The organism is Avibacterium endocarditidis (genome assembly GCF_965138825.1).
Classification (GTDB): Bacteria; Pseudomonadota; Gammaproteobacteria; order Enterobacterales; family Pasteurellaceae; genus Avibacterium; species Avibacterium endocarditidis.
This window is the reverse complement of record NZ_CBCSDH010000007.1, coordinates 1-22,561: the sequence shown is the minus strand read 5'-3', so window position 1 is coordinate 22,561 and position 22,561 is coordinate 1. Positions and strand designations below refer to the sequence as shown.

Sequence of the window (22,561 nt, the reverse complement as noted above, 5' to 3'; positions counted from 1 at the left end):
ATTTCCTCTACTCATATTTATAAATTAATTTTTTGAAGTTTATTACGCTGTTCTTCCGAGAGCGTACGAATATCAATAACTGTCAATGCTCTCTCTTTACCTTTATTTAAAGTCGCCACAACATTTGCAGGTAAACGATACATAGCTCCTGTTAAAGGATCAATAACAAGGTGTCCTAATGGTCCACCTATGACAAAATTGCCCCAATACCAACCATCTAACGTCGCTTGAATTTCGATTGTTTCTTTTGTAAAACCTTTTTTATCAAAAGTAATGAGGTATTTTTCAGGTTTAAAATAACCAGAGCCAGATTTCAATTTAACCACTTGTGGGGTAATTCCTTGGCTGACGATTTTCCCTTCTCTATTTGTAATCGTAAAATTTGCGCCCTCAGGGACAGATTGGATAGAAACAGGATAAGTGCTTTTACTCACAATCGTAGCACACCCTGTCAAGCCTAATGTTGTGGCTAATAACGCCACTTTTAATAAATTTTTCATAGATAAACCTCATTAAAGATGTAAAATGTCTGTTTTTAGAACGATGAAATTCTACAAAACTCATATAGTAAAAAACCATATATCAAAAAGACTGTTTTCTACTCATTTTGAGCTAGAATTGAACAAATGGAGCAGACAATGGCGATACACGAGAAAATCAGATTAATACGAGAAATGAATCATTGGTCGCAAGAAGAAATGGCAGAAAAAATGAATTTATCACCAAGTGGTTATGCAAAAATTGAGCGTGGCGAAACGCAATTACATTACGAAAAATTAAAGAAAATTGCACAAATTTTTGATATGGACATTTCTGAATTGGTCAAAGATGATCGTAATATTTGCTTTTTAATTAATGAAAATAGCCACCTTAGCTCTAATTATTATGCGACAAATGAAGCGGTTACCATTGAAAATGAAAAACTCAAATTAGCGTTAAGTTATAAAGATCAACTATTAGAACAAAAAGACAAAGAAATTGAATCCTTAAAAGAAATTATTGCGTTATTGAAAGCACAACACCCTAAAGAAAAATAAGTGCGGTCGTTTTTTACAACTTTTTCTTAAATTTATTCCAAACCTTATCTTCTTGCCCGCGCCATAGGCGTTGGATATTGTCGTGGTGGCGGTAAACGAGCAGACAGCAGACGAGCGCCACTGGAAAGGTGAATTCAGGTTTGTACCACCATACATAAAAAGGAATGGTGATGGCGGCGATAACTGCGCTTAAAGATGAATAGCCTGTGAGCAAAAATACCGCAAGCCAAGTGCCGAGCATCCACAGATCCACGCCCCAGCCGATAGGGGCGATTGCGCCAAATGCGGTGGCAACACCTTTTCCGCCTTTAAATTTAAAGAAGATGGGAAAGATATGCCCTAAACAGGCGGCCAGTGCAACCATGCCTAACTGAAATTGGGTTAAGCCAAGATAATAGCCCGCCCATACGGGAAGCATTCCTTTTAGAATGTCAAAAATCAGTACTGCTAAGGCGGCCCAACGCCCGCCGATGCGTAATACGTTAGTTGCACCGGGGTTATGTGAGCCTGTGGTGCGCGGATCAGGTAGGCCTGCTAGGCGACAAAATAAAATGGCGCTCGAAATTGAACCGAGCAAATACGCACAAAACATATAAAAAAGGGCGAAAAGGCTCATTTTTACCTACCTGATTCGTCAAGTGAAAAATTTGTTCGTCTATTGTACATAAACTTGGTAGCATACGCCTAATAGTATTTCAGGATATTGAAGGATTTTATGATAGATCGCATTTTTATTGAAGAATTGGTCATTTTCGCTCAAATTGGCGTGTATGACTGGGAACAACAAATCAAACAAAAGCTTATTTTTGATGTGGAAATGGCGTGGGATTGCCGTCAAGCAGCAGAAAGTGATGATGTGGCATATTGCCTAAATTACGCAGAAGTCAGCGAATTTATCATTGATTATGTGCAATCTAAGCCCTTTTTCTTAATTGAGCGCGTGGCTTATGAAGTGGCAGCGCAGCTTGAACAAAAATATGGGCTGAGCTGGTTAAAAATCAAATTAAGAAAGCCCAAAGCCGTAGCACAAGCCCGCAATGTGGGGATTATTGTGGAACGCGGCACAAGATGAATAGACAGCATTATGGCTATCTTTGCCTGATTTTAGCCACCTTATTTTGGGGCGGCAATTATATTTTCGGCAAAATGCTAAGCCATGAAGTGGATCCCATTGTGCTAACTTATCTTCGTTGGTTTCCCGCTGCGGTGATTTTGTTATTGCTGTTTGCTAAACGTACCCTCGCTTTCTACCCCACTATTCAAAAAACGTGGAAAATTTTGACCGCACTTTCTTTACTCGGCATTGTCATTTTCCCGTTATTTCTTTATCAGGGCTTACAAACCACCACCGCACTTAATGCCAGTATTTATCTTGCGGTTGTCCCGATTGCGGTATTATTGCTAAATCGTCTTGTTTTCGGGGATAAAATTCGCCCTTTAATGCTCGCAGGGGCAGTGGTGAGTTTCTTCGGTGTATTATGTTTATTAAGCCAAGGCGATGCACAAACCTTACTGAACTTTAATGTGAATAAAGGGGATTTATGGGCGATTGGCTCGGCCTTGAGCTGGGCGCTGTACTGCTGCATTATCCGCCTACGTCCAACAGATTTACCCAACGCAGTGATGCTCACCTTGCTTGTTGCTATTGCGATGTTGTGCTTTAGCCCAGTTTTTCTCTGGAAAGCCTTAACTGCCAGCGAACCGATTATCAGCCAAATTTCTACGAGCCATTGGGCAATGATTGGTTATTTGGTTATCGGGCCATCTATTTTGTCTTACGCCTTTTGGAATTACGGCATAAGCCTTGTGGGCGGCGCGAAAGGTGCGGTGTTTACCAATGTAACGCCGTTATTCGCCGCGTTGCTTGGCATTAGTGTGTTGGGCGAAGCGCTCTATTGGTATCATTTCGCCAGTGGCGCATTGATTGTGCTAGGGTTGCTGATGTGTAATCGGAAAGGATAATGCAATAAATAAACGTAAAGAAACAAAAAGTGCGGTATTTTTTACCGCACTTTTTTCTTATCGTCTAGAAAGATTAATCAATCGCTGGCACATAATTGCCGGCAACGATCGCATCTTTGATGTTATCAGCGGTTTCCAGCACTTGACCAAGCAAGGCTTGCACGTTTTCAAGGGTAGCGATTGGACTAAGGGTGGTCATTTTTAAGGCTTGTACGCCATTGACTTTCGTTACCCCAATATTGGCTTCACCACGGGCGAACAATTCGTCTGCGATATTTTGGTTGAGATTATCAATAAATTCCGCAGGGTAATTCGCAGGATTGACACGGAATAACACCGAAGCGAACTGCGGTTCAACTAATAATTCAAGGCCTTCTGTGGCTTTGATGTAATCCGCCACTTCACGTGTGAGTTTCACCCCGTGGTCAATCATTGAGCCGTAAAGTTCTTCGCCAAGGGCTTCTACAGTGAACCATAATTTTAACGCGTCAAAACGGCGTGTGGTTTGTAGCGATTTTGCCACCAAGTTTGGCACACCGTGTTCTTCGTCATATTCTGAATTTAGGTAGTCCGCTTTGTAATCGATAAAACGGTAATTTTGCGGATCTTTAAGCAAAAATGCACCGCAAGAAATGCTTTGGAAAAAGTGTTTGTGGAAATCAAGGGTAACGGAATCCGCCAGCTCTAAGCCGTCTAACCAATGGCGATATTCATTGGAAAGCAACAATGCTCCACCCCACGCGGCATCAACGTGTAACCACGCATCATATTGATCAGCCAATTTACGAATGTCTTTGAGTGGATCGATTGCCCCTGCGTCAGTTGTGCCTGCGGTTGCCACAATGCACGCCACCAATTTTCCTTCCGCTTTAAGATTTGCCAAAATTTCTGCCAAGGCATTAACGTCCATTTGTGCATTTTCATTACAAGGCACGCTCACCACGGATTGGAATCCCATTCCCATCATTGCCATATTTTTTTGCACGGAAAAGTGCGCATTTTCTGAACATAGCACTTTTACACGTTGCAAGGCTTCTGCTGGCAAGCCATCTTGCTGCACAGACCATTCTTTGCCTTCCGCATTTTTCCAGTGTTTTGCTACACAAGCATCACGCGCCAATAGCACGCCCATTAAGTTAGATTGCGTACCGCCAGAGGTAAACACGCCCGCATCACCTGCCGCATAACCCACTTTTTCACGCAACCATTCGATCAGTTGCACTTCCATTAATGAACCTGCTGGGCTTTGATCCCAAGAATCCATTGATTGGTTGGTGGCGTTAATAAACACTTCTGCCACTTGGCTTGCCACCATGGTTGGGCAATGTAAGTGTGCTAAAGAATGAGGGTGATGCACTTTTAGGCTTTTATTTAAGAATAATTCCGTTAAGCGATCTAAGGATTTTTCTAAGCCAAAACCAGCTTGAGAGGGTTGAAAAGCAATTTCTTCGCGTAGCTGTTTAATGCTGCCGCCAGTGTACATTTTGTTATTTTTGAGCCAATTTCCTACCGCACTTATTGCTGTTGCCATATTTTTTTCATAATCAGCGATAGATTGTGGATCATTGCAAAGAAGGGATTGTTTGTGTTTTGCGAAATCGACCATTGAGAATTTCCTGAAAGATGATTGAGATAAAAATAGCTAAAAGGGGCGTTACACACCCCATTTAGCTAGATTAATAATTAGCCACGCACGGCTTTTAATGCGTCTGCGACAGATTGAGCAAAGCGTTTGATTAACTCTTCGCTTTCCGCTTGCGTGATGATGAGTGGGCAAAGAATACGCACCACGTTACCACCACGTCCGCCACGTTCTAACAATAACTTATTGTTAAAGCAGGCTTTTTGAATTGCCGCGGCAAGTTCACCATCTGCTGGATAAGCACCGATGCGATCTTGTGGTTTACGCTCATCAACAATCTCAATACCGATCATTAAACCACGTCCACGCACGTTACCGATACAAGGATACTGCTGGGCTAATTTCTTTAATTCAGTTTGTAAGAAATCACCGCGTTCTAAGGCATTTTGTGCCAAGTTTTGCTCACGCATTACTTTTAATGACGCATAACCTGTCGCCATTGCCATTTGGTTGCCGCGGAATGTGCCTGTGTGTCCTGCTGGTTGCCACGCATCAAATTCTTTGCGAATGGCTAGCACCGCTAATGGTAAACTTCCGCCTACCGCTTTTGACATGACAACGATGTCTGGCTCGATGCCTGCATATTCAAAGGCAAACATTTTTCCTGAACGGCAGAAGCCTGCTTGTACTTCATCAAGGATTAACACGATACCGTGTTTTTGGGTCACTTCACGGATTTTTTGTAACCATTTCACTGGCGCAGTAACCACACCGCCTTCTCCTTGAATGGCTTCAAGGATCACGGCTGCAGGTTTTACCACACCGCTTTCAACATCTTCAATAAAGTTTTCAAAATAATAGGTTAAAGCATCAACACCTGCTTCACCACCTAAGCCTAATGGACAACGATATTCGTGCGGATAAGGCATAAATTGCACGCCTGCCATTAAGTTTTGTACCGCGTTTTTCGCGTTTAAGTTGCCTGTCATCGCCAATGAACCGTGAGTCATTCCGTGGTAACCACCAGAGAATGCGATAACATTACCACGCCCCGTGTAGGTTTTAGCAAGTTTTACCGCTGCTTCTGTGCCATCAGCACCAGAAGGGCCACAGAATTGCAAGCGATACTGATCTTTCGGGAAGAAAGAAAGCAGTTCTTCGGTAAATGCGTCTTTTAATGGCGTGGTTAAATCTAATGTATGAAGTGGTAAACCACTGCTTAATACGTCTTGAATAGCTTGGATCACCGCTGGGTGATTATGTCCAAGGGCTAATGTACCTGCACCAGCTAAGCAATCAAGATATTCATTACCTTCTACGTCCGTTACCCAGCAGCCTTGTGCTTTTGCGATCGCCAATGGCAATTTGCGTGGATAACTACGCACATTGGATTCCATTTCATTTTGACGAGTAAGGTAGTATTCGTTGGTTGCGTTGTTGATTGGATTTACAGGAGTGTTTGTCATTTTTAATCTATACCTTCGATAAGAGGTTAAAAAAATAAGTCGGGTGCCTTGCGGGATAACGTCATATGCGTTATAAGCCTAAGCTTTCTTATTCTTCCAAATAAGATGCCATGGGGCATTTGACTCGCTACTTATTAAAAAAAGCGTTTCAGCTTTTTTATTTTTTCCATATTTTTTCCAATTTGGAAAACAGAGATTTCGTAAAGCCGAAGCCCTACAAAAGACGGCATATAGTACCCTTTTTTGCTAGAAAGAAAAGCAATTTTTGTGAGTTTGGGGAAAATAATCAAAAATTACACCGCACTTGCTCTTTTCCAGTAAGTTTTCTGGGCAAAAACGAATTTATTGCTGGTATGTTTGATTTCATCAAGCTCAATTTTCCATAAATCCGTGTTCATTAAACGTGCAAAGGGGTAACGCTCATAATAGCGTTTAAGGGCGGATTTTCGGGTATCTTCATTAAGCAAAATGGCACGTCCTTTAAATTGCACGCCTTCAATCTCACTCACTTTATCCGTTTGGGTGGCGATCGTGCCAACAACTAGATCACTTTGTTGCATAATTTGTGCGTGTTGGGTGGAAAGGGAAGAAAAGAAAATCAGGCTGACATTGCTGTCATCAAGCACATAAAAGCAGTTGGCTGCCCAAAAGCCTTGTACGCTATGTACGGCAATGCTCATCACGGTTTGTTGTTGCAAAAATTGTTGGATATTATCTGGAAGTTTTATCATAAAGAAAAATGCCCCGAAAGACAGGGCATTGGGTTTACCTTAAGGATTTTTGGCTTCTGTGGTTTGTGCAAGTGCGGTGGAATTTTCTGGCGTTTTTTCCTTTTCTTCAGGAGCTAAGTTTTGCACCGACATAGCAGATTTCAAACTTTCTTGCTGAAGTTGTTTAGCCAATTCATTTTCACCGTTTTGCTCAAACACATAGATCGCCATTGTAATATCATTTGGCTCAAGCTGTGCTTTATTTTCAATGACTTTCTTGAAAGCTTCACTTGCTTTGGCAAATTCACCATTACGCACATACAAGTAACCTAAAGCACGGTTTGTGCAACAACAGCCTTGATCTTTACTTTGTTTCGCCCGTTTTTCCATAATTTTCAGCAATTTGCTGTTATCTACTGGTTGAACACGGGTAATTTGTGTGCAAAGTTGTTGTGCCAGTGGGCTGTTGTCGTCCACTTTTTTCAAGGCTTCTAAGATCAATTTATAAGCGGTTTCGTGATCATCACTGTCAATTAAACGGCGAATTAATCCCACTTTCACATAAAGATCATTTTGACGTTTACGCGGTTGATCGTCCCACCATTTAAGCAAGCCGTCCACACCCTCTTCATTCATTTTCTCATCAAGTAAGCCATCTTCAACCCGATGTTGTAAGGTGGTAAATTCTTTATCGGAATATAGCCCTGAATTTTCCACTTGATCAAGAATTTTGTCCAAAGCTTCAAAGGCGTGGGATTTTAAGTAAATCTCAACCGCGAGTTTCAACACTTCTTTATTACGGTGGGTCATTACTAACAAGCTATCAATGGCGCTGCGTGCGGCAGGTAATTTATTTTGTTGTAACAAAATTCGCGTGCGGGCAATCTCAACAAGCAGATTATCCGTGCCTGCCAATTCGGTCGCTTTAATTAAATAGTGATTTGCGCCAAACTCATCACCACGCTGTTGTGCCGCTTCCGCCGCTTTAATAAAGTTTAGGATTGGCTCATCAGAATGTTTGGCGTTTTTACCAATCAATTTCTCGGCTTTAGAATATTGCCCTTCGTCCATTAACATTAAGCCTTCAAGGGTCTGTTTTTGTGCTTTAAGACGTTTACGTCGGGAGAACCAACCGTAAGTGCTGTTACTTAAACGGCAGAATTTGGTAATGATCCACTCAATACCATATACCACCGCCATTGCGATTACAAAGAAAATCACAAGGGTGGTGATGGACATTTCAATGCTGTATGTGCTGGTTTCTATTAGCACATAACCTTGTTTGCCCGATAAATAAGGGCCTGCGATTAAGCCGGCAAGTAACACCAGCATTAAAAATAGGGTTCTAAACATTGCTATTTCCTCTACTGTTGTGTTTGCTCAGATTTGTCAGAATTTTCTACCGCACTTTTATGTTCTGCGTCAGCTTGTTTTTCTGTATCAGCTTGATTTTCGCTCGGCTTTTCACTTTGGTTTGCATCACTTTGCGCTGCGTTGTTTTCAGATTTGTCTGTTACAGCTTGTTCTACGGGTGCAGCTTTCGCTTCTTGTGCTGTTTCTTTAGCCACATCTTTATCTACGGAAATCTCAATTTTTTGCACTTCTTGTGACGGTTTATTAAGCAATTTATCTAGCATATTTAAGCTGCTCAGTTGGGTTGGCACATCGACATAAATAGATTGTTCCGCCAGTTCGTCCACTTCATCTAAGAAGGTTTTTGCCACTTCCGTGTTGGTATCGAAATAACTTCTCACCCAAGACGCCACTGTTTCCAAGGACTGTTTATACAAATCATTTTGCTGACGTGGCACCGCCATAATCGCTAACTGTAAGCGTAAACGAATGTTTTCACGCAAATAAATATCTTGGTTTGGCGCAAGCAAGGCTTTGCTTTCAGCATTTTTTGGTGTAACGCGAATAAAATGATTTAAGAAAGAGGTCGCACTTTTCTCAGCATTTTCTTTCCAATCTTCCCAAGAGCCACTTAATTTTTCGTTAGCGGAATTTGGATCATCAAAATTCATGTTTAGCACGGTGAGTTCGTCCACGTTATTTGCCAGCTGAGAAAGGCGTTGCATAATGGCATTTTGATCGATATTGTTCACCGACAATAGCTGTTTTAAATCTGCATTAATGGCACTACGCACTTGCATCGCACGCGGATCAGACACCTTACTTAAGGTTTCATCAGCCACTTTTAATAGCGAAACCGCGGTATCCACATCATTATCTAGCACTAATTTGCGTAACGCATTGTTTAATAAGAAATCTGCTTCAGAAAGCAACCAATCATTTGGCTGCGCCGTTTTCTGTGCATTACTTAGATTCTTAACTTGATTTTGTAATGAGGTGATTTGTTGATCCTTAATTTCCACCATTTTTTCTAACGCCGTTAATTTGTCGTTGGTGGATTGACTGGTTTGGGCAAGCTGTGCAATTTTTGCTTGATCTTGTTTTAATGCGGCTAAATCGCTATCCATTAAGCCCTGTACGTTGGTTGGCACCGCGCGTTGTTCTAGGGCGGTTAATCTGCCTTGCACTTTGGTTAAATGCTGTTCTGCAAAATAATACCCTGCGCCGCCTAGGCCTAACGCCACTAATAAGGCTAAAATCGCCACACCCGTACCGCCTTTTTTAACGATGACGGTTTCAGGCTTAGGTTGTTCATTGTTTGCTGTAACTTGCTCTTGTGATGTTTGCATCGGTTCTTCCTTTGTCGTTTCAAGGGTGTCTTGCTCGTTTTTCACCACTTCAGTTTCTTGTTCAGGAGTTTCAGTTTGGGGGGAATTTTCCACAGGTTCGACAGATTGTGCCGTGTTTTCCACAGCAGGATTTTTACCTGTTTTTTTTGCGTGATGTTTAGCCATAATTTATTCCTTATGATTATTAAAACTCGTTAAATTGTAATAAGGTATCGCACAATGTTACATTATCTGCTCGTGGTGAAACGTCCACCTTTTCCCAGCCCATTGCGAAGGCAAAGCGTTGAATTCGTTCGCTAACCGTGATCAAACGGCAAGACTTCAGCCAATTATGTTCATTTTTGGGCACAAAATCTAGCAATAAACACAAAATTTCTTTGCTTGTGGCAAGAATTGTCGTAATCCCCGCACGCTTTAACATACTGGTTTGTTCAACAGGCTCATAAACTAACGGTTCACGGCGGTAGCATTCCAAGGTTTGAATTGTCGCCCCTCGTAAACTGGCTTGTTCCGCAAAAAATGCTCTCCCACCATTACCGCGTAAAATCAAAATGGTTTTATCGTGCAAATTTTTCATTGCCGATAAAGAAAGCACGCCCTCACTGGTTTCTTGTTGAAAAGGATAATGAATATTCTGTTCTGTTTGACTGGAAAAGAGCAGCGCGGTTCGCTGTCCGACCGTAAAATAATGTAAATCTGCTCGCCATTGAAAGCCGGCTTGCTTCAAGCTTTCTGCGCTGTAAGAGACCGCATTTTGCGATACCACAAAAACATAATCACCTGCGTTGAGTTGATTTAGCTGACGGGGTAAATCATTCAGTTCACGCCCCGCTTGAATGGAAAAGAGCGGAAAATGAATGGCCGCAATGCCTGCCTTTGCAAGCATTTCTACCAGTTGTTTGCCCTTTTCATCAGGGCGCGTAACCAACACTGCCATTTTCTTTTCCTTGCTGTTATAAGCCTAGACGATTAAATGCCAAGGGCTTGCAAAATTTCATCAGCGCCTTGTTTTAACAGGCTTTCTGCCACTTGCACGCCTAATTCTTGCGAATTTTCCACCGCACTTTGATTTTCTGCACGAATGATTAAGCTGCCGTCTGTTTTGCCTACCAAGGCTTTGAGATAAAGCTGGTTGTCGCGAATTACCGCATAGCCTGCGATGGGTACTTGGCAACCACCTTGTAAGTGGTTATTCATTGCTCGTTCTGCTAGCACACAGGCGGTGGTTTCGGCATCTGCCAATGGCGCTAATAATTGTTGGGTTTCTAGATCATCGGTGCGACATTCAATGCCCACCGCACCTTGTCCTGCTGCTGGCAAAGAGGTTTCCGTATCAATGAAAGAAGCGATGCGATCGGCCATTCCCAAACGAATTAAGCCTGCGGAAGCCAGAATAATGGCATCGTAATCGCCGTTATCTAATTTGCTCAAGCGTGTTCCCACATTGCCGCGCAAGGATTGAATATTCAAATCTGGACGTAAGGCTTTCAGCTGACATTGACGGCGTAAACTTGATGTTCCTACCACCGCGCCTTCAGGTAGCTCATCTAAAGTGCGGTAAGAATTTGACACAAATGCATCGCGCGGATCTTCACGTTTACAAATCACGTTCAAGCCTAATCCTGCAGGAAATTGCATTGGCACATCTTTCATTGAATGCACCGCAATATCCGCTTCGCCATTTAATAAGGCGTTCTCTAACTCTTTGACGAATAAGCCTTTGCCGCCAATTTTGGCTAAAGGCGTGTCTAAAATCACATCGCCTTTGGTAACCATTGGCACAAGCTCCACCGTAAGTTGTGGATATAATTGAGTTAAACGATCTTTAATATAGTTAGCTTGCCATAATGCCAAAGGGCTACGGCGCGTGGCGATTTTGAGTAGTTTTTTTGTCGTCATCGTGCAAAAAAGAAGATTAGAAATAATTGCCTTATCCTATCACTGTTGCTGAAAAATGTCAGTTTCCATTTAATTTTTTTGCTTTCCTGTGAGGCAAGTGATAGAGTAATACTTCAATTTCTTTTCAAAAAATGCGAGGAAATTGTTCATTTATCAATCCCTCTTTCCTAGGATATAAATTGAATTACGATATTAATAGTGCTAAAAAGCAAGTGGAATATCTTGATAAAGTGCGTTTTGAACGCGCAATTTCAGGGACATCTCAGAAATTTAAGCAAGTATTTCAAACAATTAGCTTGTTATTGCATCTCAATCACGAAAAATTACCAGGTTATATTGAAAATGCGCCAGCAGGGATTGCTGATTTTAAATTGTCAGACTATCAACAAAATTTCCTAATTAGACAATTTGATTTCACGGAACAGGATATAAAAAACTCGCTATTTTCGCACCGCACTTATGCGCCTATTTTAGGTGTGTATGTGATGGGAAGCATTGCCTCAATCAGCCAAACGTCCATTTCTGATTTGGATATTTGGGTGTGTCATTTAGAAAATATCAGCGCAGCTGATCGCAACTTATTGCACAAAAAAATGGACGCCTTGCAGCAATGGGCTTTAACCTTAGGGATCGAAATTAATCTTTACCCAATGGATCAAAATCGCTTCCGCTGCTTTCGTTATGCCGATCCTTTAACCGCGGAAAATTGCGGTTCAGCACAGTATATGTTGCTGCTTGATGAATTTTATCGTTCCGCCATTCGCCTTGCGGGTAAACCCCTATTGTGGCTACATTTAGCAGTAGAAAACGAAAAAGATTACGAAAATGAAGTGGCTCGTTTAATCGAAGAAAAGGTGATCGATCCTGATGATTGGGTGGATTTTGGCGGCTTAGGGGCATTTTCAGCTAATGAATATTTTGGTGCCAGTTTGTGGCAACTCTACAAAGGGATCGATTCGCCTTATAAATCCGTGTTAAAAATTTTGTTGTTGGAAACCTATTCGGCGGATTATCCCGACACTTACCTTATCGCGCAAGAATTTAAAGCTCGCTTGCTTAATGGGGACAAAAAACATCACTTTGATCCTTATCTCACAATGCTTGATCGCGTAACTAACTATTTGATTGGCTTAAAAGATTTGCAGCGTTTAGAGTTCGTGCGCCGTTGTTTTTACATTAAAGCCAATGAATATAACAGCAATGTAGAAAAAAATACGTGGCGACTTTCTCAATTGCAGAATTTAGCCAGAACTTGGGGCTGGCCGAAAGAATTAGTGCAAGAGCTGAATCAACGGGCGTGCTGGAAAATCAAACGGGTGCGAGAAAGTCATAATAATTTAATCAAATTCCTAATGTTTAGCTATCGCCATTTGGTGCAATTTGCCCGCAAATATAAGGTAAATTCCAGCATAATGCCGCAAGATATTAGCATTTTAACCCGTAAACTTTACACCGCTTTTGAAGAATTACCGGGCAAAATCACCTTGCTCAATGCGATGATTTCTTCTGATTTATCGGAAAAAAACATCACTTTTATTGAAGTGAAAAATAACCGTAATTTCAAAGATGGTTGGTATTTGGTTAATCAAACGCCTGATATTCGCGGATTTCAACAACAGCGCTATGTGGAATATAGCGAAAACCTCAATAAACTTGTGGCTTGGGCATATTTTAACCGCCTGCTTACGCCAAAAACCGAATTACATATTTTCAGCCCCAATGTTGATCTGCATAAATTACGCCACTTTGTCGCGGATCTTCGCTTGTCCTTGCCCGCCATCGTGCCTGTGGCAAGTAACGAAGAATTAAACCACAACTGCGAAATCAAAAATTTAGTGGTGTCGATCAACCTTACCAAAGATCCCACTGCACACTTATCCGAAGCCAAAGCCAGCATTGTCGCCAGTGATTTATTTAGCTTTGGCCCTGATGAAGAAAGTTTAGTCGGCAGCATCGATCTTACCTACCGCAATTTATGGAATGAAATTCGTACCCTGCACTTTGAAGGGCCAAATGCCATTTTGCTCGCATTAAAAGTGCTTTCTAACAAAATTTATCGTGGTGCAACTTCGCCACAAAGCGTCAATGTGTTTTGTTACAGCAAATATTATCAAAAAACCTTGCGCAACATTGTTACCGCCTTAATTCAAAAATGTATCAGCATTCAAGTGGGTGTGAGTGATGCACCACAAAATAACTTATTGCGTGTGGCAGGGAAAAACTGGCAATTTTTCTTTGAAGAGCGTGGAATTAGCCTACAAGAAATCCACAATCCGCCATTGATTGATAATAATGATTTTAATGTCGAAGTGCAAGAGCTCATCGAACATAAAGAAAAGCCACAAGCACGCAAAAAATATCCTTATGAAATTGACGCCTTTGCTAGCGAAGGCTTTTTACAATTTTTCTTTGAAAATAACTTGGATCACACATTCAACGTCTATATTTTAGATGAAGCCAACCGCATTGAGATTTATCGCAACTGTGAAGGCGAAAAAGAACAGAAAATTTATGAGATAAATCATATTTACCAGTCGGCAGGCTTGGAGGGAGATAATAATCCGTATAAAATTGTGCAACGAAATTTTAACTACCCACAATTTTATCAATTATTACCAAGTGATAATGGGATCAAAATTGTGCCGTTTTATAGCCGTTTGGTGTCATCATAATAGGGGAAACTATGCTTGATAAAATGAAAATATTGCTCATTGACGATCATCCATTGATGCGTCGTGGCATAAAACAATTATTAGAACTTGATGAAGCATTTGAAGTCGTTGGAGATGCAGGGAGCGGCACGGAAGGCATTAATCTTGCGTTACGCACTTCGCCAGATTTAATCATTCTTGACTTGAATATGAAAGGGTTATCAGGATTAGACACCCTTAAAGCATTGCGCGCAGAAAATGTGGACGCTCGCATTATTATTCTCACCGTTTCTGATGCGAAAAATGATGTGTTCACCCTAGTGGACGCAGGCGCAGATGGTTATCTATTAAAAGATACCGAGCCAGATCTACTACTTGGGCAAATCAAACGCATTGCACAAGGCGAAGTGATTTTAAGTGATTCCATTAAAGATCTGCTATTAGAACAGCGCCCAGAACAAGATCCAATTTACACCTTAACGGATCGCGAAATGGACGTATTACGCCTTATCGCCACAGGTTTATCCAATAAACAAATTGCAGCGCAGCTTTTCATTTCAGAAGAAACGGTAAAAGTGCATATCCGCAATTTGCTGCGTAAACTAAACGTTCATTCTCGTGTTGCCGCCACAGTGCTTTATTTTCAACACAAAGGTGCTTAACCATTTCAAAACAAAAGAGCGGTGAAAAATCCGCTCTTTTTTCTTATCTCTCTACTTCTTTCTCGCTCTACAAAAACTTAACAAAAAAGCACCGCACTAACTTTATTACAATAAATGGAAAATCGTGCAAAATAGAAGTGCGGTTGGAAATTTTGGTGTTTTTATTTCTAAAATAGATGATCCAACAAGCTCAAAATATTTTTACTCAGAAATCCACAGCGGCAGTTTGATCACAACACGCAACCCGCCAAGATGGCTTGAGGCTGCCCAAACTTTTCCTTGATGTTCACGGATAACATTGGCGACAATCGCAAGCCCTAGCCCTGTGCCGCCGGTTTCGCGGGTTCTTGCTTCGTCAATACGGTAGAAAGGCTTGAAAATATTTTCATATTCACTGGTTGGAATGCCTGCCCCATTGTCATCAATCGCAATGACCATTGAATTATCTTCAACGAAGATCGTTACTTCAATTTTAGAGTGCGTATATTTCAGCGCGTTGCGTAAAATATTTTCAATGGCACTGCAAATTAGCCCTTTGTTTCCATTGAGATAATATTGGCTTGGTTTATGGATAAGCTGTTTTACTTTGAAGGATAATTTTTTCTGTTCTGCCTCAAAGCGGCTATCTTTAATAATATCGTGCCAAATTTCGGTAATGGGGAAAATTTCTCGCAGAATGTGGCTGTTTAATTGCTGGCGCGAAAGCAAAAGCAGATCATTGATCATTTCATCAAGACGTACCGCTTCTTTTTCGATGCGTGCAATTTCTGAACTGCTGTTCACACGCCGGCGTAATAATGCCAGTGCCAATTGCAAGCGAGTAAGCGGTGTTCTTAACTCGTGTGAAATAGAGGAAAGCAAAGTTTGCTGATTAGAAAGCAGATCTTCTAAGGCAATCGTCATTCGGTTGAAACTTTGTCCTACTTGGCGTAATTCAATAGTCCCTTGGGTTTCAAGGGATTTGTCCACTTTAAAATTTCCTAACGCCACGGCATTTGCGGCTTGTTGTAAATGCCGTAATGGTCGTCCGATACTGCGTGAAAGCCACCACAGTAAGGGAGTGGAAATCAACATAATAAATAATATGAGAATATAAGGGCGGTCAAAAATGTAGGAAAGAATTTCTTTTTGTGGATTAACACGGCTGACAAAATAGAGCGTGTAAGGCATATCATTTTCTAAATTGAGATGTACGGTAAAAGGCCCTGCAATTTGAATATCATAAAAGTTTTTTTTCAGCGGCTTTAATGTGGTGCTGGTGTGGTACATAAATTGCTGAATAGGGGCAATTTCTTCCTTTCTTGCGCCGAGAATATTGCCGTTTTGATCGGCAAGAACGGGGTGAATGCCATCAAATTTATCAACTGGGATAACTGGCACACCCGAGATAATATGTGCCAGTTGTTTATTACGAATGGCGGTGGATATTTCACCGTAATACCCCGAAACCTCTTCGTTGCCTAGCTCGGTGTAAATACGTGCGTCAAAATAAGGTAGTAAAAAAATTAATGCGAGGAGAAGAACAAAGGCGAGCCAGAATAAGGCAAAAATTCGCATTGAGAGCGTATTAAGAAAAGTTAATTTCATTTTGATTGAGTTTATTTAGACGCAACGAGCAGATAACCTTTGCCTCGTAATGTTTTGAACCAAGGGGAATCATCATTTCGTGGTGGAAGTTTTTTCCTTAAATTTGACATATGCATATCAATGGCACGATCAAAAGGCGTGAGCGGTTTACCAAGGATTTCCATACTCAAGTGCTCACGAGAAAGAATTTGCCCCGGGTTGGCAATAAGGATTTGTAATAAGGCGAATTCAGTGCCTGTGAGTTCGAGATTTTTATCTTCATAAAGCACTTGCTGGCGCCCCGGATAGAGAGTTAAGCCACAAAATTCAATTTGCTGGTTTTCTTCCGATTTGTTTTCATTCACTGAATTTGCTAGTTCGGTACGGCGTAAAATGGCTTTAATTCTTGCCACCAATTCACGATCATTGAAAGGCTTCGGTAAATAATCGTCCGCACCCAATTCTAAGCCGATAACGCGATCAATTTCATCGCCCCGTGCCGTGAGCATCATTACCGGTGTGGTGAAATGTTGCCTAATTTGTTTTAGGGTTTCAATGCCATTTAATACAGGCATCATTATATCCAATAACACGAGGTGATAGCTGTTATCCAATTTGTCTAAGGCTTCTTTACCATTGTTTGCGGTATCTACCTCAAAGCCCTCTAACTGAAGTAATTCAGCCAGAAGTTCCACAAGTTCAATATCATCGTCCACTAATAATAATTTAGCCATTATGATTGGTCCTTATAATTAAGTGCGGTGTAATTTTGCCGAATTTTTTATTTCCAGAACTGCCACCAACGTTTGTTTTGACTTTCTGAAGCCTCAATCACCACATTGTTGATTTCTTTTTCACCGGCTGTTGGCAATGGCTTATCTAAATCAAGATGAGTAACCACCCCTTGCTTATCAAAGTTTACGATAAAGGTGTGTTGTTCTGGCGTTTGGTAAGCCTTTTGGATAAGGAAAACATAATACCAAGTGTCATTGCTAAATGGGTCAATTAAAACAGGTGTCCCCAATAAATATTGCACTTGCTGCTTATTCATTCCCACTTTTACTTGATCCACCGTGGCTGCTTCAAGATAGTTACCCTGCGGCACATCAATACGATACACCACTTTGCTTACGGTTGAACAAGCCGTTACACTTAGCGCTAACATTGCTGCTGTAATAAGAGTTTTTAACTGCATATTGGTTACCTTTTATTCTTTAATAATGAAGGGGATAATACCGAAACTTCGCCCTATTGCCAAATTAATTCTAGCCTTTTAGCCAACGTTGTAATTGATCACGCAAATTTGGTGGTAAACCTTTAATCGTGAGCGTATCGCCCATTTCGTCCCAAATCACACGTTGATTAATTAGCTCCGCATCAAAACTGATGGTTACCCCTTTGCCAGAGCCCGAAAACTTGGTTAAGCCTTTCAACGCTGAACGCACCGGCGGAATATGTTCTTCCAAGCCATAATCTTGCGTTTGGGTAAAATCTGCAAAAGACTGCTCGTTTAGAGTGGGCAAGCTATCGGAAAGTTCCCGCAATTCAATTTCTTCCCCCGCGCTCATTTGTCCTTTGCAATATTCAAACACTTGCTTTTTCACCGCTTGCGATTGCTCATTGTTTAATTCGCCTTGTTCGCAATAATCGCTCACCGCTTGCAATAAACATTGGTTTTGTACTTGCGGATTTAAGCCCTCTTCGGCTTGTAGAAAATCCATAAAAAAGTCGGCAATTTTACGCCCCACTTTTCCTTTAATAAAGGTAAGATAGCGGTTGGAATTGGCGTCCACTTGCAAATCGGTCAGGTTAATGCGTGCGGCAATGTCAAATTGGGTGAGGTCCAAATATTGCGTACGATGAATTTCTAAATTTTCGTCCACCAACATACTGGCTCGGCTATCAAGCAAGGCGATAAATAAATAATCGGTGGCTAAAAAATTATATTGGCACAGCACGAACGTTCCGCTATCAGCGAAGCTATATTTACCTAACTCTTGGGCGAGTTTTTGCGCTGATTGGTGGCTAAACGGCAGGAAATCTAATTCATTTTCGAGAAAACGGTTAAGATTTTGCGCAAACTCTGACGCTTCTTCAAACACACCATAGGCTTTGGCTTTATTTTGATAACCTTGGTGTAGGTGCAACATCATTTGTTCGACTTCAGGGCTAATGGGCAACAGCTCATTGCGCAGCTGTACATCAAGTTGAATGGCCTCTTCTTGCTGGTGTTTGACCAATTGGTGTAACACAATTTGCTTAACCGTAATACTCATTTTTTAATCCATATTTATAAAAACAAATTTGTGCGATATTATAACCGCACTTTAGGCGAAAATATGCTAGCATACGCAAAATTATTCTCAGCCTTCAAATTTAACAACAATATTCATTATGGCGAAACAATCAAAATTTCAAGATAAACAAGTCGATACCTTATTAAATGAACTGATCGCAGTGTTTGAAAAACATCAAACGCCGGTGGATTTATCTTTAGTGGTGCTAGGCAATATGGTTACCAATGTTCTCAAAAATAATATGGGCCAACAGCAACGTATCGCCCTTGCTCAGGCCTTTTCCGATGCGTTAATGAATTCTTTGAAAGAGAAACAATAATCAAATGTTTGGAATTAAAACAAGCAAACAATATCGTGAAAACACCTCGCGAAAAATCGCTTGGGGACATTGGTTTGCTTTTTTTAATATCCTTTGGGCGATTGTCATTGGCGCACGTTACGCCTTTTTGATCGATTGGCCAGACACGCTGTTTGGCAAGCTCTATTTTTTCATCAGCCTACTCGGGCATTTTAGTTTTATTGTTTTTGCCCTATATTTACTGATTATTTTTCCGCTCAGTTTTATCGTAAAAAACAACCGCACTTTCCGTGGGCTGAGTGTGATTCTCACCACCATTGGTGCAACCTTATTATTAGTCGATAGCGAAGTTTTCGCGCGCTTTAATTTTCACCTTTCTTCCCTTGTGTGGAATTTATTGGTGAATCCTGATAATGGTGAACTTTCGCGCAACTGGCAACTGTTCTTCGTGCCAATGCCGATTATTCTGCTCATTCAAATGCTGTTTTCTCGTTGGTCGTGGGAAAAATTGCGCAGCCTTGAACGGCAAAAATGGCTCAAGGGCGTGGGCATTTTCTTTGTTTGCACCTTTATTGCCACTCATTTAATTTATGCTTGGGCAGATGCCTTTATCTATCGCCCGATCACAATGCAAAAATCCAATTTTCCGCTGTCTTACCCAATGACGGCGCGCTCTTTCTTGGAAAAGCACGGTTTCTTAGATAAGGATCAATATAGCCAAACTCTAGAACAAGAAGGGCGACCTGAAGCCTTAAAGATTGATTATCCAAAATCGCCATTGCATTTTACTCCAGTTAAGCCGAGCAATATTCTGATGATTACGGTATCTGGGCTGCGTTATGATGCTGTCAGTGCAGACAAAATGCCAAAACTCAGCGCCTTTGCCGAGCAAGCCACGCAGTATCTCAATCATTACAGCACAGGCAATAACAACAATACCGCCTTAACTGGCTTGTTCTACGGATTAACGGCGAACTACACGGATAGCCTATTAAGCAACAAAACGCCATCAGTACTCATTAACGCACTCAAACAAGAGAAATCCGCTTATCAGCTGGGATTATTTGCCAGCGATGGATTTCACGCCAGCTTATTAAGCCAGAATGTGTTTAATCAACAAAAATTAGATCACAAAGTGCGCAGCAATCAAGCCAGCGTGCAGCGATGGCAAAATTGGTATGCGAAACGCCATAGCGAAAAACCTTATTTCAGCTATTTAAGTTTAGCCATTCCAAAAGACTTAAATGAAACAGGCTATGCGCTTCAACTGAATGAATTGGACGGTTTGCTAGATAGCGTATTAAGTCAAGTGGATCGCCAAAACACGTTAATTTTGATCACCGCCGAAGAGGGCTATCACTTCAAGCCATTAAGTGAAAAACAACAAAGCAACTATTTTGCGCCAGAACAAATTCAGGTTCCGCTGATTATTGCGTGGCAAGGGCTAGCGCAAGGTCAAGTGGAAAAACTCACCAGCCACACAGACATTTTGCCTGCCTTAATGAAACATTTATTTGGCGTGCAAAATCCCGCTTCTGATTATGCGCAAGGCGTGGATTTATTTAACCCTGCCTTACGCCGCACTTGGGTGCAAGCAGGCAATTATCGCTGGAATGTGATCATCACCGCCAACGGCACGCAATATCACCTTGATCGGCGCGGAAATTATCAAAAATATGACCGTACTTATGAAAAAGCCTCTTCACGCACGCCACCGCTTGGCTTGTTCTTAGAAGTGTTTAACCAAGATAGTGCTTTTTTCGAAAAATAAAACGAATAAAAATCAGGCAACCAATAGTTAAAACCAATTATATTTTTACTATTGAACCGCTTATACTATCGCCCCAGCAAAGGCATTTCGCCTGTTTTATTATTCAAATCAATCTGGACAAGATAGAATGTTATTAAGTAAAAATCTGCGAATTTTTCATAACATTACACAACACACCAATCAAGACGCTCACCGCTTGAGCGCAAAGCTATTTTCTCTTAATAACAAGATCCCACTTTATTGGGATTTTTTCATATCTAGCCTATTGTCCGCCTCGCTTTCATTATTACGGAGAAAATTATGCGTAATCACGTTCGTAGCTTTAAAACCTATATCAGAGATGAAATTATCAAGAAAGGCGGTTGGGTAAACTCACACGCTCACGCTGACCGTGCGTTCACCATGACGCCGGAGAAAATCGGCATCTATCACACCAGCAATTTACAACAAAAATGGGATTTAGTGGACGAAGTCAAACGCACTTCCACCGTAGATGACTATTACGCACGCTTTTGCCAAGCCATTGAATTGATGATCTCGCAAGGGGTAACCGCCTTTGGCACTTTTGTGGATATTGATCCCATTTGTGAAGATCGCGCCATCATCGCCGCCCACAAAGCCCGCGACGTGTATAAACACGACATCACCCTTAAATTCGCCAATCAAACCCTAAAAGGCGTAATCGAACCCACTGCGAAAAAATGGTTCGATATTGGCTCGGAAATGGTGGATATGATCGGCGGGCTGCCTTATCGTGATGAGCTGGATTACGGACGTGGCTTGGAAGCGATGGACATTCTGCTTGATAAAGCCAAATCCCTCGGCATTATGTGCCACGTTCACGTTGATCAATTCAACACACCAAAAGAAAAAGAAACAGAACAACTGTGCGATAAAACCATTGAACACGGAATGGAAGGACGCGTAGTGGCTATTCACGGCATTTCCATCGGCGCACATTCTCGTGAATATCGCTACAAACTGTACGAAAAAATGCGCCAAGCGCAAATGATGATGATCGCCTGCCCAATGGCGTGGATTGACAGTAATCGTAAAGAAGATTTAATGCCGTTCCACAATGCACTCACCCCTGTAGATGAAATGATCCCCGAAGGCATCACCGTTGCCATTGGCACGGATAACATCTGCGATTATATGGTGCCACTATGTGAAGGGGATATGTGGCAAGAACTCAGCCTACTCGCCGCAGGCTGCCGCTTCCCAGATTTAGACGCAATGGTAAACATCGCCAGCATCAACGGACGAAAAGTACTGGGCTTGGACGTTTAACTACCGCAAATAAAAATCCTCCACACACAGAGGATTTTTCACCTTGTCAAACTCCCTGAATTTGAAAGCCATAATAAACAAAAGTGCGGTGGGATTTTTGATAATTTTTCTAGCTAACCTACATTCGCTACAAGCAGCCGTTTCCCAGATTTAGACGCAATGGTAAACATCGCCAGCATCAACGGACGAAAACTGCTGGGCTTGGACGTTTAACNACCGCAAATAAAAATCCTCCACACACGGAGGATTTTTCACCTTCTCAAACTCCCTGAATTTGAAAGCCATAATAAACAAAAGTGCGGTGGGATTTTTAACCATTTTTCTAGCTAACCTACATTCGCCACAAGCAGCCGTTTCCCTGATTTAGACGCAATGGTAAACATCACCAATATCAACGGACGAAAAGTGCTGGGCTTGGACGTTTAACTACCGCAAATAACAATCCGCACGTAAAACGTGCGGTTTTTAGGCTACCCTATAAGGGCCTAGGACTTCACATGCCCCTCAAAGGGCATGTGAAAAACTGACAACCGCACAATAACTCTATGTATTACCCCTTAAAGGGGTCTACATATTCTTTCTTCGATAAACTATCTGAAATCATATCTTCCTTCTCTTGATTCCTGATATATTCTTCTACTACCTTCGTATTTAGACCCACTGTACTT

The 22,561-nt window shown here is 41.5% G+C and carries 21 protein-coding genes and 1 pseudogene; 8 read left to right on the top strand and 14 right to left on the bottom strand.

The window, feature by feature from the left end; translation table 11 throughout:
* Positions 1-17: 17 nt before the first annotated feature.
* On the bottom strand, positions 18-500 hold the full coding sequence (locus tag ACNAV8_RS05320; protein WP_103854737.1) for a hypothetical protein: 483 nt from the start codon (positions 498-500) through the stop codon (positions 18-20).
* 138 nt (positions 501-638) lie between these two features.
* On the opposite strand from ACNAV8_RS05320, the gene ACNAV8_RS05315 reads away from it, so the two are divergent.
* On the top strand, positions 639-1,037 hold the full coding sequence (locus tag ACNAV8_RS05315; protein WP_103854738.1) for a helix-turn-helix domain-containing protein: 399 nt from the start codon (positions 639-641) through the stop codon (positions 1,035-1,037).
* A 13-nt stretch (positions 1,038-1,050) separates the two neighbouring features.
* On the opposite strand, the gene plsY is transcribed toward ACNAV8_RS05315, so the two are convergent.
* Positions 1,051-1,653, bottom strand: a complete 603-nt coding sequence (plsY, locus tag ACNAV8_RS05310) for a glycerol-3-phosphate 1-O-acyltransferase PlsY (protein WP_103853613.1) — start codon at positions 1,651-1,653, stop codon at positions 1,051-1,053.
* 99 nt (positions 1,654-1,752) lie between these two features.
* Between plsY and folB the strand changes: the two genes are divergently transcribed.
* Both folB and ACNAV8_RS05300 read left to right on the top strand, forming a co-directional pair.
* Positions 1,753-2,109, top strand: a complete 357-nt coding sequence (gene folB / locus ACNAV8_RS05305) for a dihydroneopterin aldolase (protein WP_103854739.1) — start codon at positions 1,753-1,755, stop codon at positions 2,107-2,109.
* Positions 2,106-2,999, top strand: coding sequence for a DMT family transporter (locus tag ACNAV8_RS05300; RefSeq protein WP_415777342.1), 894 nt, complete (start codon positions 2,106-2,108; stop codon positions 2,997-2,999). Before folB ends, ACNAV8_RS05300 begins: the two co-directional genes overlap by 4 nt.
* Positions 3,000-3,072: 73 nt before the next feature.
* Here the strand turns inward: ACNAV8_RS05300 and ACNAV8_RS05295 are convergent, their stop codons facing one another.
* The 7 genes from ACNAV8_RS05295 to hemC all read right to left on the bottom strand — a co-directional run bounded on the left by ACNAV8_RS05295 (position 3,073) and on the right by hemC (position 11,358).
* Complete coding sequence (locus ACNAV8_RS05295) at positions 3,073-4,605, bottom strand: pyridoxal phosphate-dependent decarboxylase family protein (protein WP_103854741.1); 1,533 nt, start codon at positions 4,603-4,605, stop codon at positions 3,073-3,075.
* 77 nt (positions 4,606-4,682) lie between these two features.
* Positions 4,683-6,047, bottom strand: coding sequence for a diaminobutyrate--2-oxoglutarate transaminase (locus ACNAV8_RS05290; protein ID WP_103854742.1), 1,365 nt, complete (start codon positions 6,045-6,047; stop codon positions 4,683-4,685).
* Positions 6,048-6,340: 293 nt separating this feature from the next.
* Entirely contained in the window at positions 6,341-6,778 is a 438-nt protein-coding gene (locus ACNAV8_RS05285) for a PNPOx family protein (protein ID WP_103854743.1), read from the bottom strand.
* 39 nt (positions 6,779-6,817) lie between these two features.
* Positions 6,818-8,110 carry a heme biosynthesis protein HemY gene (locus ACNAV8_RS05280; protein WP_415777341.1) on the bottom strand — a complete coding sequence of 431 codons (1,293 nt, stop codon included), beginning with the start codon at positions 8,108-8,110 and terminating at the stop codon, positions 6,818-6,820.
* An 11-nt stretch (positions 8,111-8,121) separates the two neighbouring features.
* Complete coding sequence (locus ACNAV8_RS05275) at positions 8,122-9,624, bottom strand: uroporphyrinogen-III C-methyltransferase (protein WP_103854745.1); 1,503 nt, start codon at positions 9,622-9,624, stop codon at positions 8,122-8,124.
* Positions 9,625-9,643: 19 nt separating this feature from the next.
* Entirely contained in the window at positions 9,644-10,396 is a 753-nt protein-coding gene (locus ACNAV8_RS05270; protein WP_103854746.1) for a uroporphyrinogen-III synthase, read from the bottom strand.
* A 32-nt stretch (positions 10,397-10,428) separates the two neighbouring features.
* Positions 10,429-11,358: a hydroxymethylbilane synthase gene (gene hemC / locus ACNAV8_RS05265; RefSeq protein ID WP_103854747.1), complete on the bottom strand. Its 930-nt coding sequence runs from the start codon at positions 11,356-11,358 to the stop codon at positions 10,429-10,431.
* Positions 11,359-11,537: 179 nt separating this feature from the next.
* Between hemC and ACNAV8_RS05260 the strand changes: the two genes are divergently transcribed.
* Together ACNAV8_RS05260 and ACNAV8_RS05255 are read left to right on the top strand one after the other, a co-directional pair.
* Positions 11,538-14,030: a class I adenylate cyclase gene (locus ACNAV8_RS05260; protein ID WP_103854748.1), complete on the top strand. Its 2,493-nt coding sequence runs from the start codon at positions 11,538-11,540 to the stop codon at positions 14,028-14,030.
* A gap of 11 nt (positions 14,031-14,041) precedes the next feature.
* Positions 14,042-14,671: a response regulator gene (locus ACNAV8_RS05255; protein WP_103853604.1), complete on the top strand. Its 630-nt coding sequence runs from the start codon at positions 14,042-14,044 to the stop codon at positions 14,669-14,671.
* A 201-nt stretch (positions 14,672-14,872) separates the two neighbouring features.
* Here ACNAV8_RS05255 and cpxA read toward each other — a convergent pair whose 3' ends face one another.
* The 4 genes from cpxA to yejK form a co-directional block, all read right to left on the bottom strand.
* Positions 14,873-16,264, bottom strand: coding sequence for an envelope stress sensor histidine kinase CpxA (cpxA, locus tag ACNAV8_RS05250; protein WP_415777379.1), 1,392 nt, complete (start codon positions 16,262-16,264; stop codon positions 14,873-14,875).
* Positions 16,265-16,269: 5 nt separating this feature from the next.
* Positions 16,270-16,971, bottom strand: coding sequence for an envelope stress response regulator transcription factor CpxR (cpxR, locus tag ACNAV8_RS05245; RefSeq protein WP_103854749.1), 702 nt, complete (start codon positions 16,969-16,971; stop codon positions 16,270-16,272).
* A gap of 47 nt (positions 16,972-17,018) precedes the next feature.
* Entirely contained in the window at positions 17,019-17,432 is a 414-nt protein-coding gene (gene bamE, locus ACNAV8_RS05240; RefSeq protein WP_103853601.1) for an outer membrane protein assembly factor BamE, read from the bottom strand.
* A 70-nt stretch (positions 17,433-17,502) separates the two neighbouring features.
* On the bottom strand, positions 17,503-18,513 hold the full coding sequence (gene yejK, locus ACNAV8_RS05235) for a nucleoid-associated protein YejK (RefSeq protein ID WP_103853600.1): 1,011 nt from the start codon (positions 18,511-18,513) through the stop codon (positions 17,503-17,505).
* A 118-nt stretch (positions 18,514-18,631) separates the two neighbouring features.
* On the opposite strand from yejK, the gene ACNAV8_RS05230 reads away from it, so the two are divergent.
* From ACNAV8_RS05230 to ACNAV8_RS05220, 3 genes are all read left to right on the top strand, one after another.
* Positions 18,632-18,853, top strand: a complete 222-nt coding sequence (locus ACNAV8_RS05230; RefSeq protein ID WP_103853599.1) for a YejL family protein — start codon at positions 18,632-18,634, stop codon at positions 18,851-18,853.
* Between the two features lie 4 nt (positions 18,854-18,857).
* Complete coding sequence (locus ACNAV8_RS05225; RefSeq protein ID WP_103854750.1) at positions 18,858-20,603, top strand: DUF3413 domain-containing protein; 1,746 nt, start codon at positions 18,858-18,860, stop codon at positions 20,601-20,603.
* 300 nt (positions 20,604-20,903) lie between these two features.
* Positions 20,904-21,893 carry an amidohydrolase family protein gene (locus tag ACNAV8_RS05220; RefSeq protein ID WP_103854751.1) on the top strand — a complete coding sequence of 330 codons (990 nt, stop codon included), beginning with the start codon at positions 20,904-20,906 and terminating at the stop codon, positions 21,891-21,893.
* A gap of 550 nt (positions 21,894-22,443) precedes the next feature.
* Here the strand turns inward: ACNAV8_RS05220 and ACNAV8_RS05215 are convergent.
* Positions 22,444-22,561 (bottom strand): annotated as a pseudogene (locus ACNAV8_RS05215) (IS200/IS605 family transposase); the annotation flags it as partial.

What these genes read in the sequence shown, in the direction of transcription:
- ACNAV8_RS05320 (WP_103854737.1), bottom strand. Translation starts at nt 500, where the DNA reads ATGAAAAATTTATTAAAAGTGGCGTTATTAGCCACAACATTAGGCTTG.
- ACNAV8_RS05315 (WP_103854738.1), top strand. Translation starts at nt 639, where the DNA reads ATGGCGATACACGAGAAAATCAGATTAATACGAGAAATGAATCATTGG.
- plsY (WP_103853613.1), bottom strand. Translation starts at nt 1,653, where the DNA reads ATGAGCCTTTTCGCCCTTTTTTATATGTTTTGTGCGTATTTGCTCGGT.
- folB (WP_103854739.1), top strand. Translation starts at nt 1,753, where the DNA reads ATGATAGATCGCATTTTTATTGAAGAATTGGTCATTTTCGCTCAAATT.
- ACNAV8_RS05300 (WP_415777342.1), top strand. Translation starts at nt 2,106, where the DNA reads ATGAATAGACAGCATTATGGCTATCTTTGCCTGATTTTAGCCACCTTA.
- ACNAV8_RS05295 (WP_103854741.1), bottom strand. Translation starts at nt 4,605, where the DNA reads ATGGTCGATTTCGCAAAACACAAACAATCCCTTCTTTGCAATGATCCA.
- ACNAV8_RS05290 (WP_103854742.1), bottom strand. Translation starts at nt 6,047, where the DNA reads ATGACAAACACTCCTGTAAATCCAATCAACAACGCAACCAACGAATAC.
- ACNAV8_RS05285 (WP_103854743.1), bottom strand. Translation starts at nt 6,778, where the DNA reads ATGATAAAACTTCCAGATAATATCCAACAATTTTTGCAACAACAAACC.
- ACNAV8_RS05280 (WP_415777341.1), bottom strand. Translation starts at nt 8,110, where the DNA reads ATGTTTAGAACCCTATTTTTAATGCTGGTGTTACTTGCCGGCTTAATC.
- ACNAV8_RS05275 (WP_103854745.1), bottom strand. Translation starts at nt 9,624, where the DNA reads ATGGCTAAACATCACGCAAAAAAAACAGGTAAAAATCCTGCTGTGGAA.
- ACNAV8_RS05270 (WP_103854746.1), bottom strand. Translation starts at nt 10,396, where the DNA reads ATGGCAGTGTTGGTTACGCGCCCTGATGAAAAGGGCAAACAACTGGTA.
- hemC (WP_103854747.1), bottom strand. Translation starts at nt 11,358, where the DNA reads ATGACGACAAAAAAACTACTCAAAATCGCCACGCGCCGTAGCCCTTTG.
- ACNAV8_RS05255 (WP_103853604.1), top strand. Translation starts at nt 14,042, where the DNA reads ATGCTTGATAAAATGAAAATATTGCTCATTGACGATCATCCATTGATG.
- cpxR (WP_103854749.1), bottom strand. Translation starts at nt 16,971, where the DNA reads ATGGCTAAATTATTATTAGTGGACGATGATATTGAACTTGTGGAACTT.
- bamE (WP_103853601.1), bottom strand. Translation starts at nt 17,432, where the DNA reads ATGCAGTTAAAAACTCTTATTACAGCAGCAATGTTAGCGCTAAGTGTA.
- yejK (WP_103853600.1), bottom strand. Translation starts at nt 18,513, where the DNA reads ATGAGTATTACGGTTAAGCAAATTGTGTTACACCAATTGGTCAAACAC.
- ACNAV8_RS05230 (WP_103853599.1), top strand. Translation starts at nt 18,632, where the DNA reads ATGGCGAAACAATCAAAATTTCAAGATAAACAAGTCGATACCTTATTA.
- ACNAV8_RS05225 (WP_103854750.1), top strand. Translation starts at nt 18,858, where the DNA reads ATGTTTGGAATTAAAACAAGCAAACAATATCGTGAAAACACCTCGCGA.
- ACNAV8_RS05220 (WP_103854751.1), top strand. Translation starts at nt 20,904, where the DNA reads ATGCGTAATCACGTTCGTAGCTTTAAAACCTATATCAGAGATGAAATT.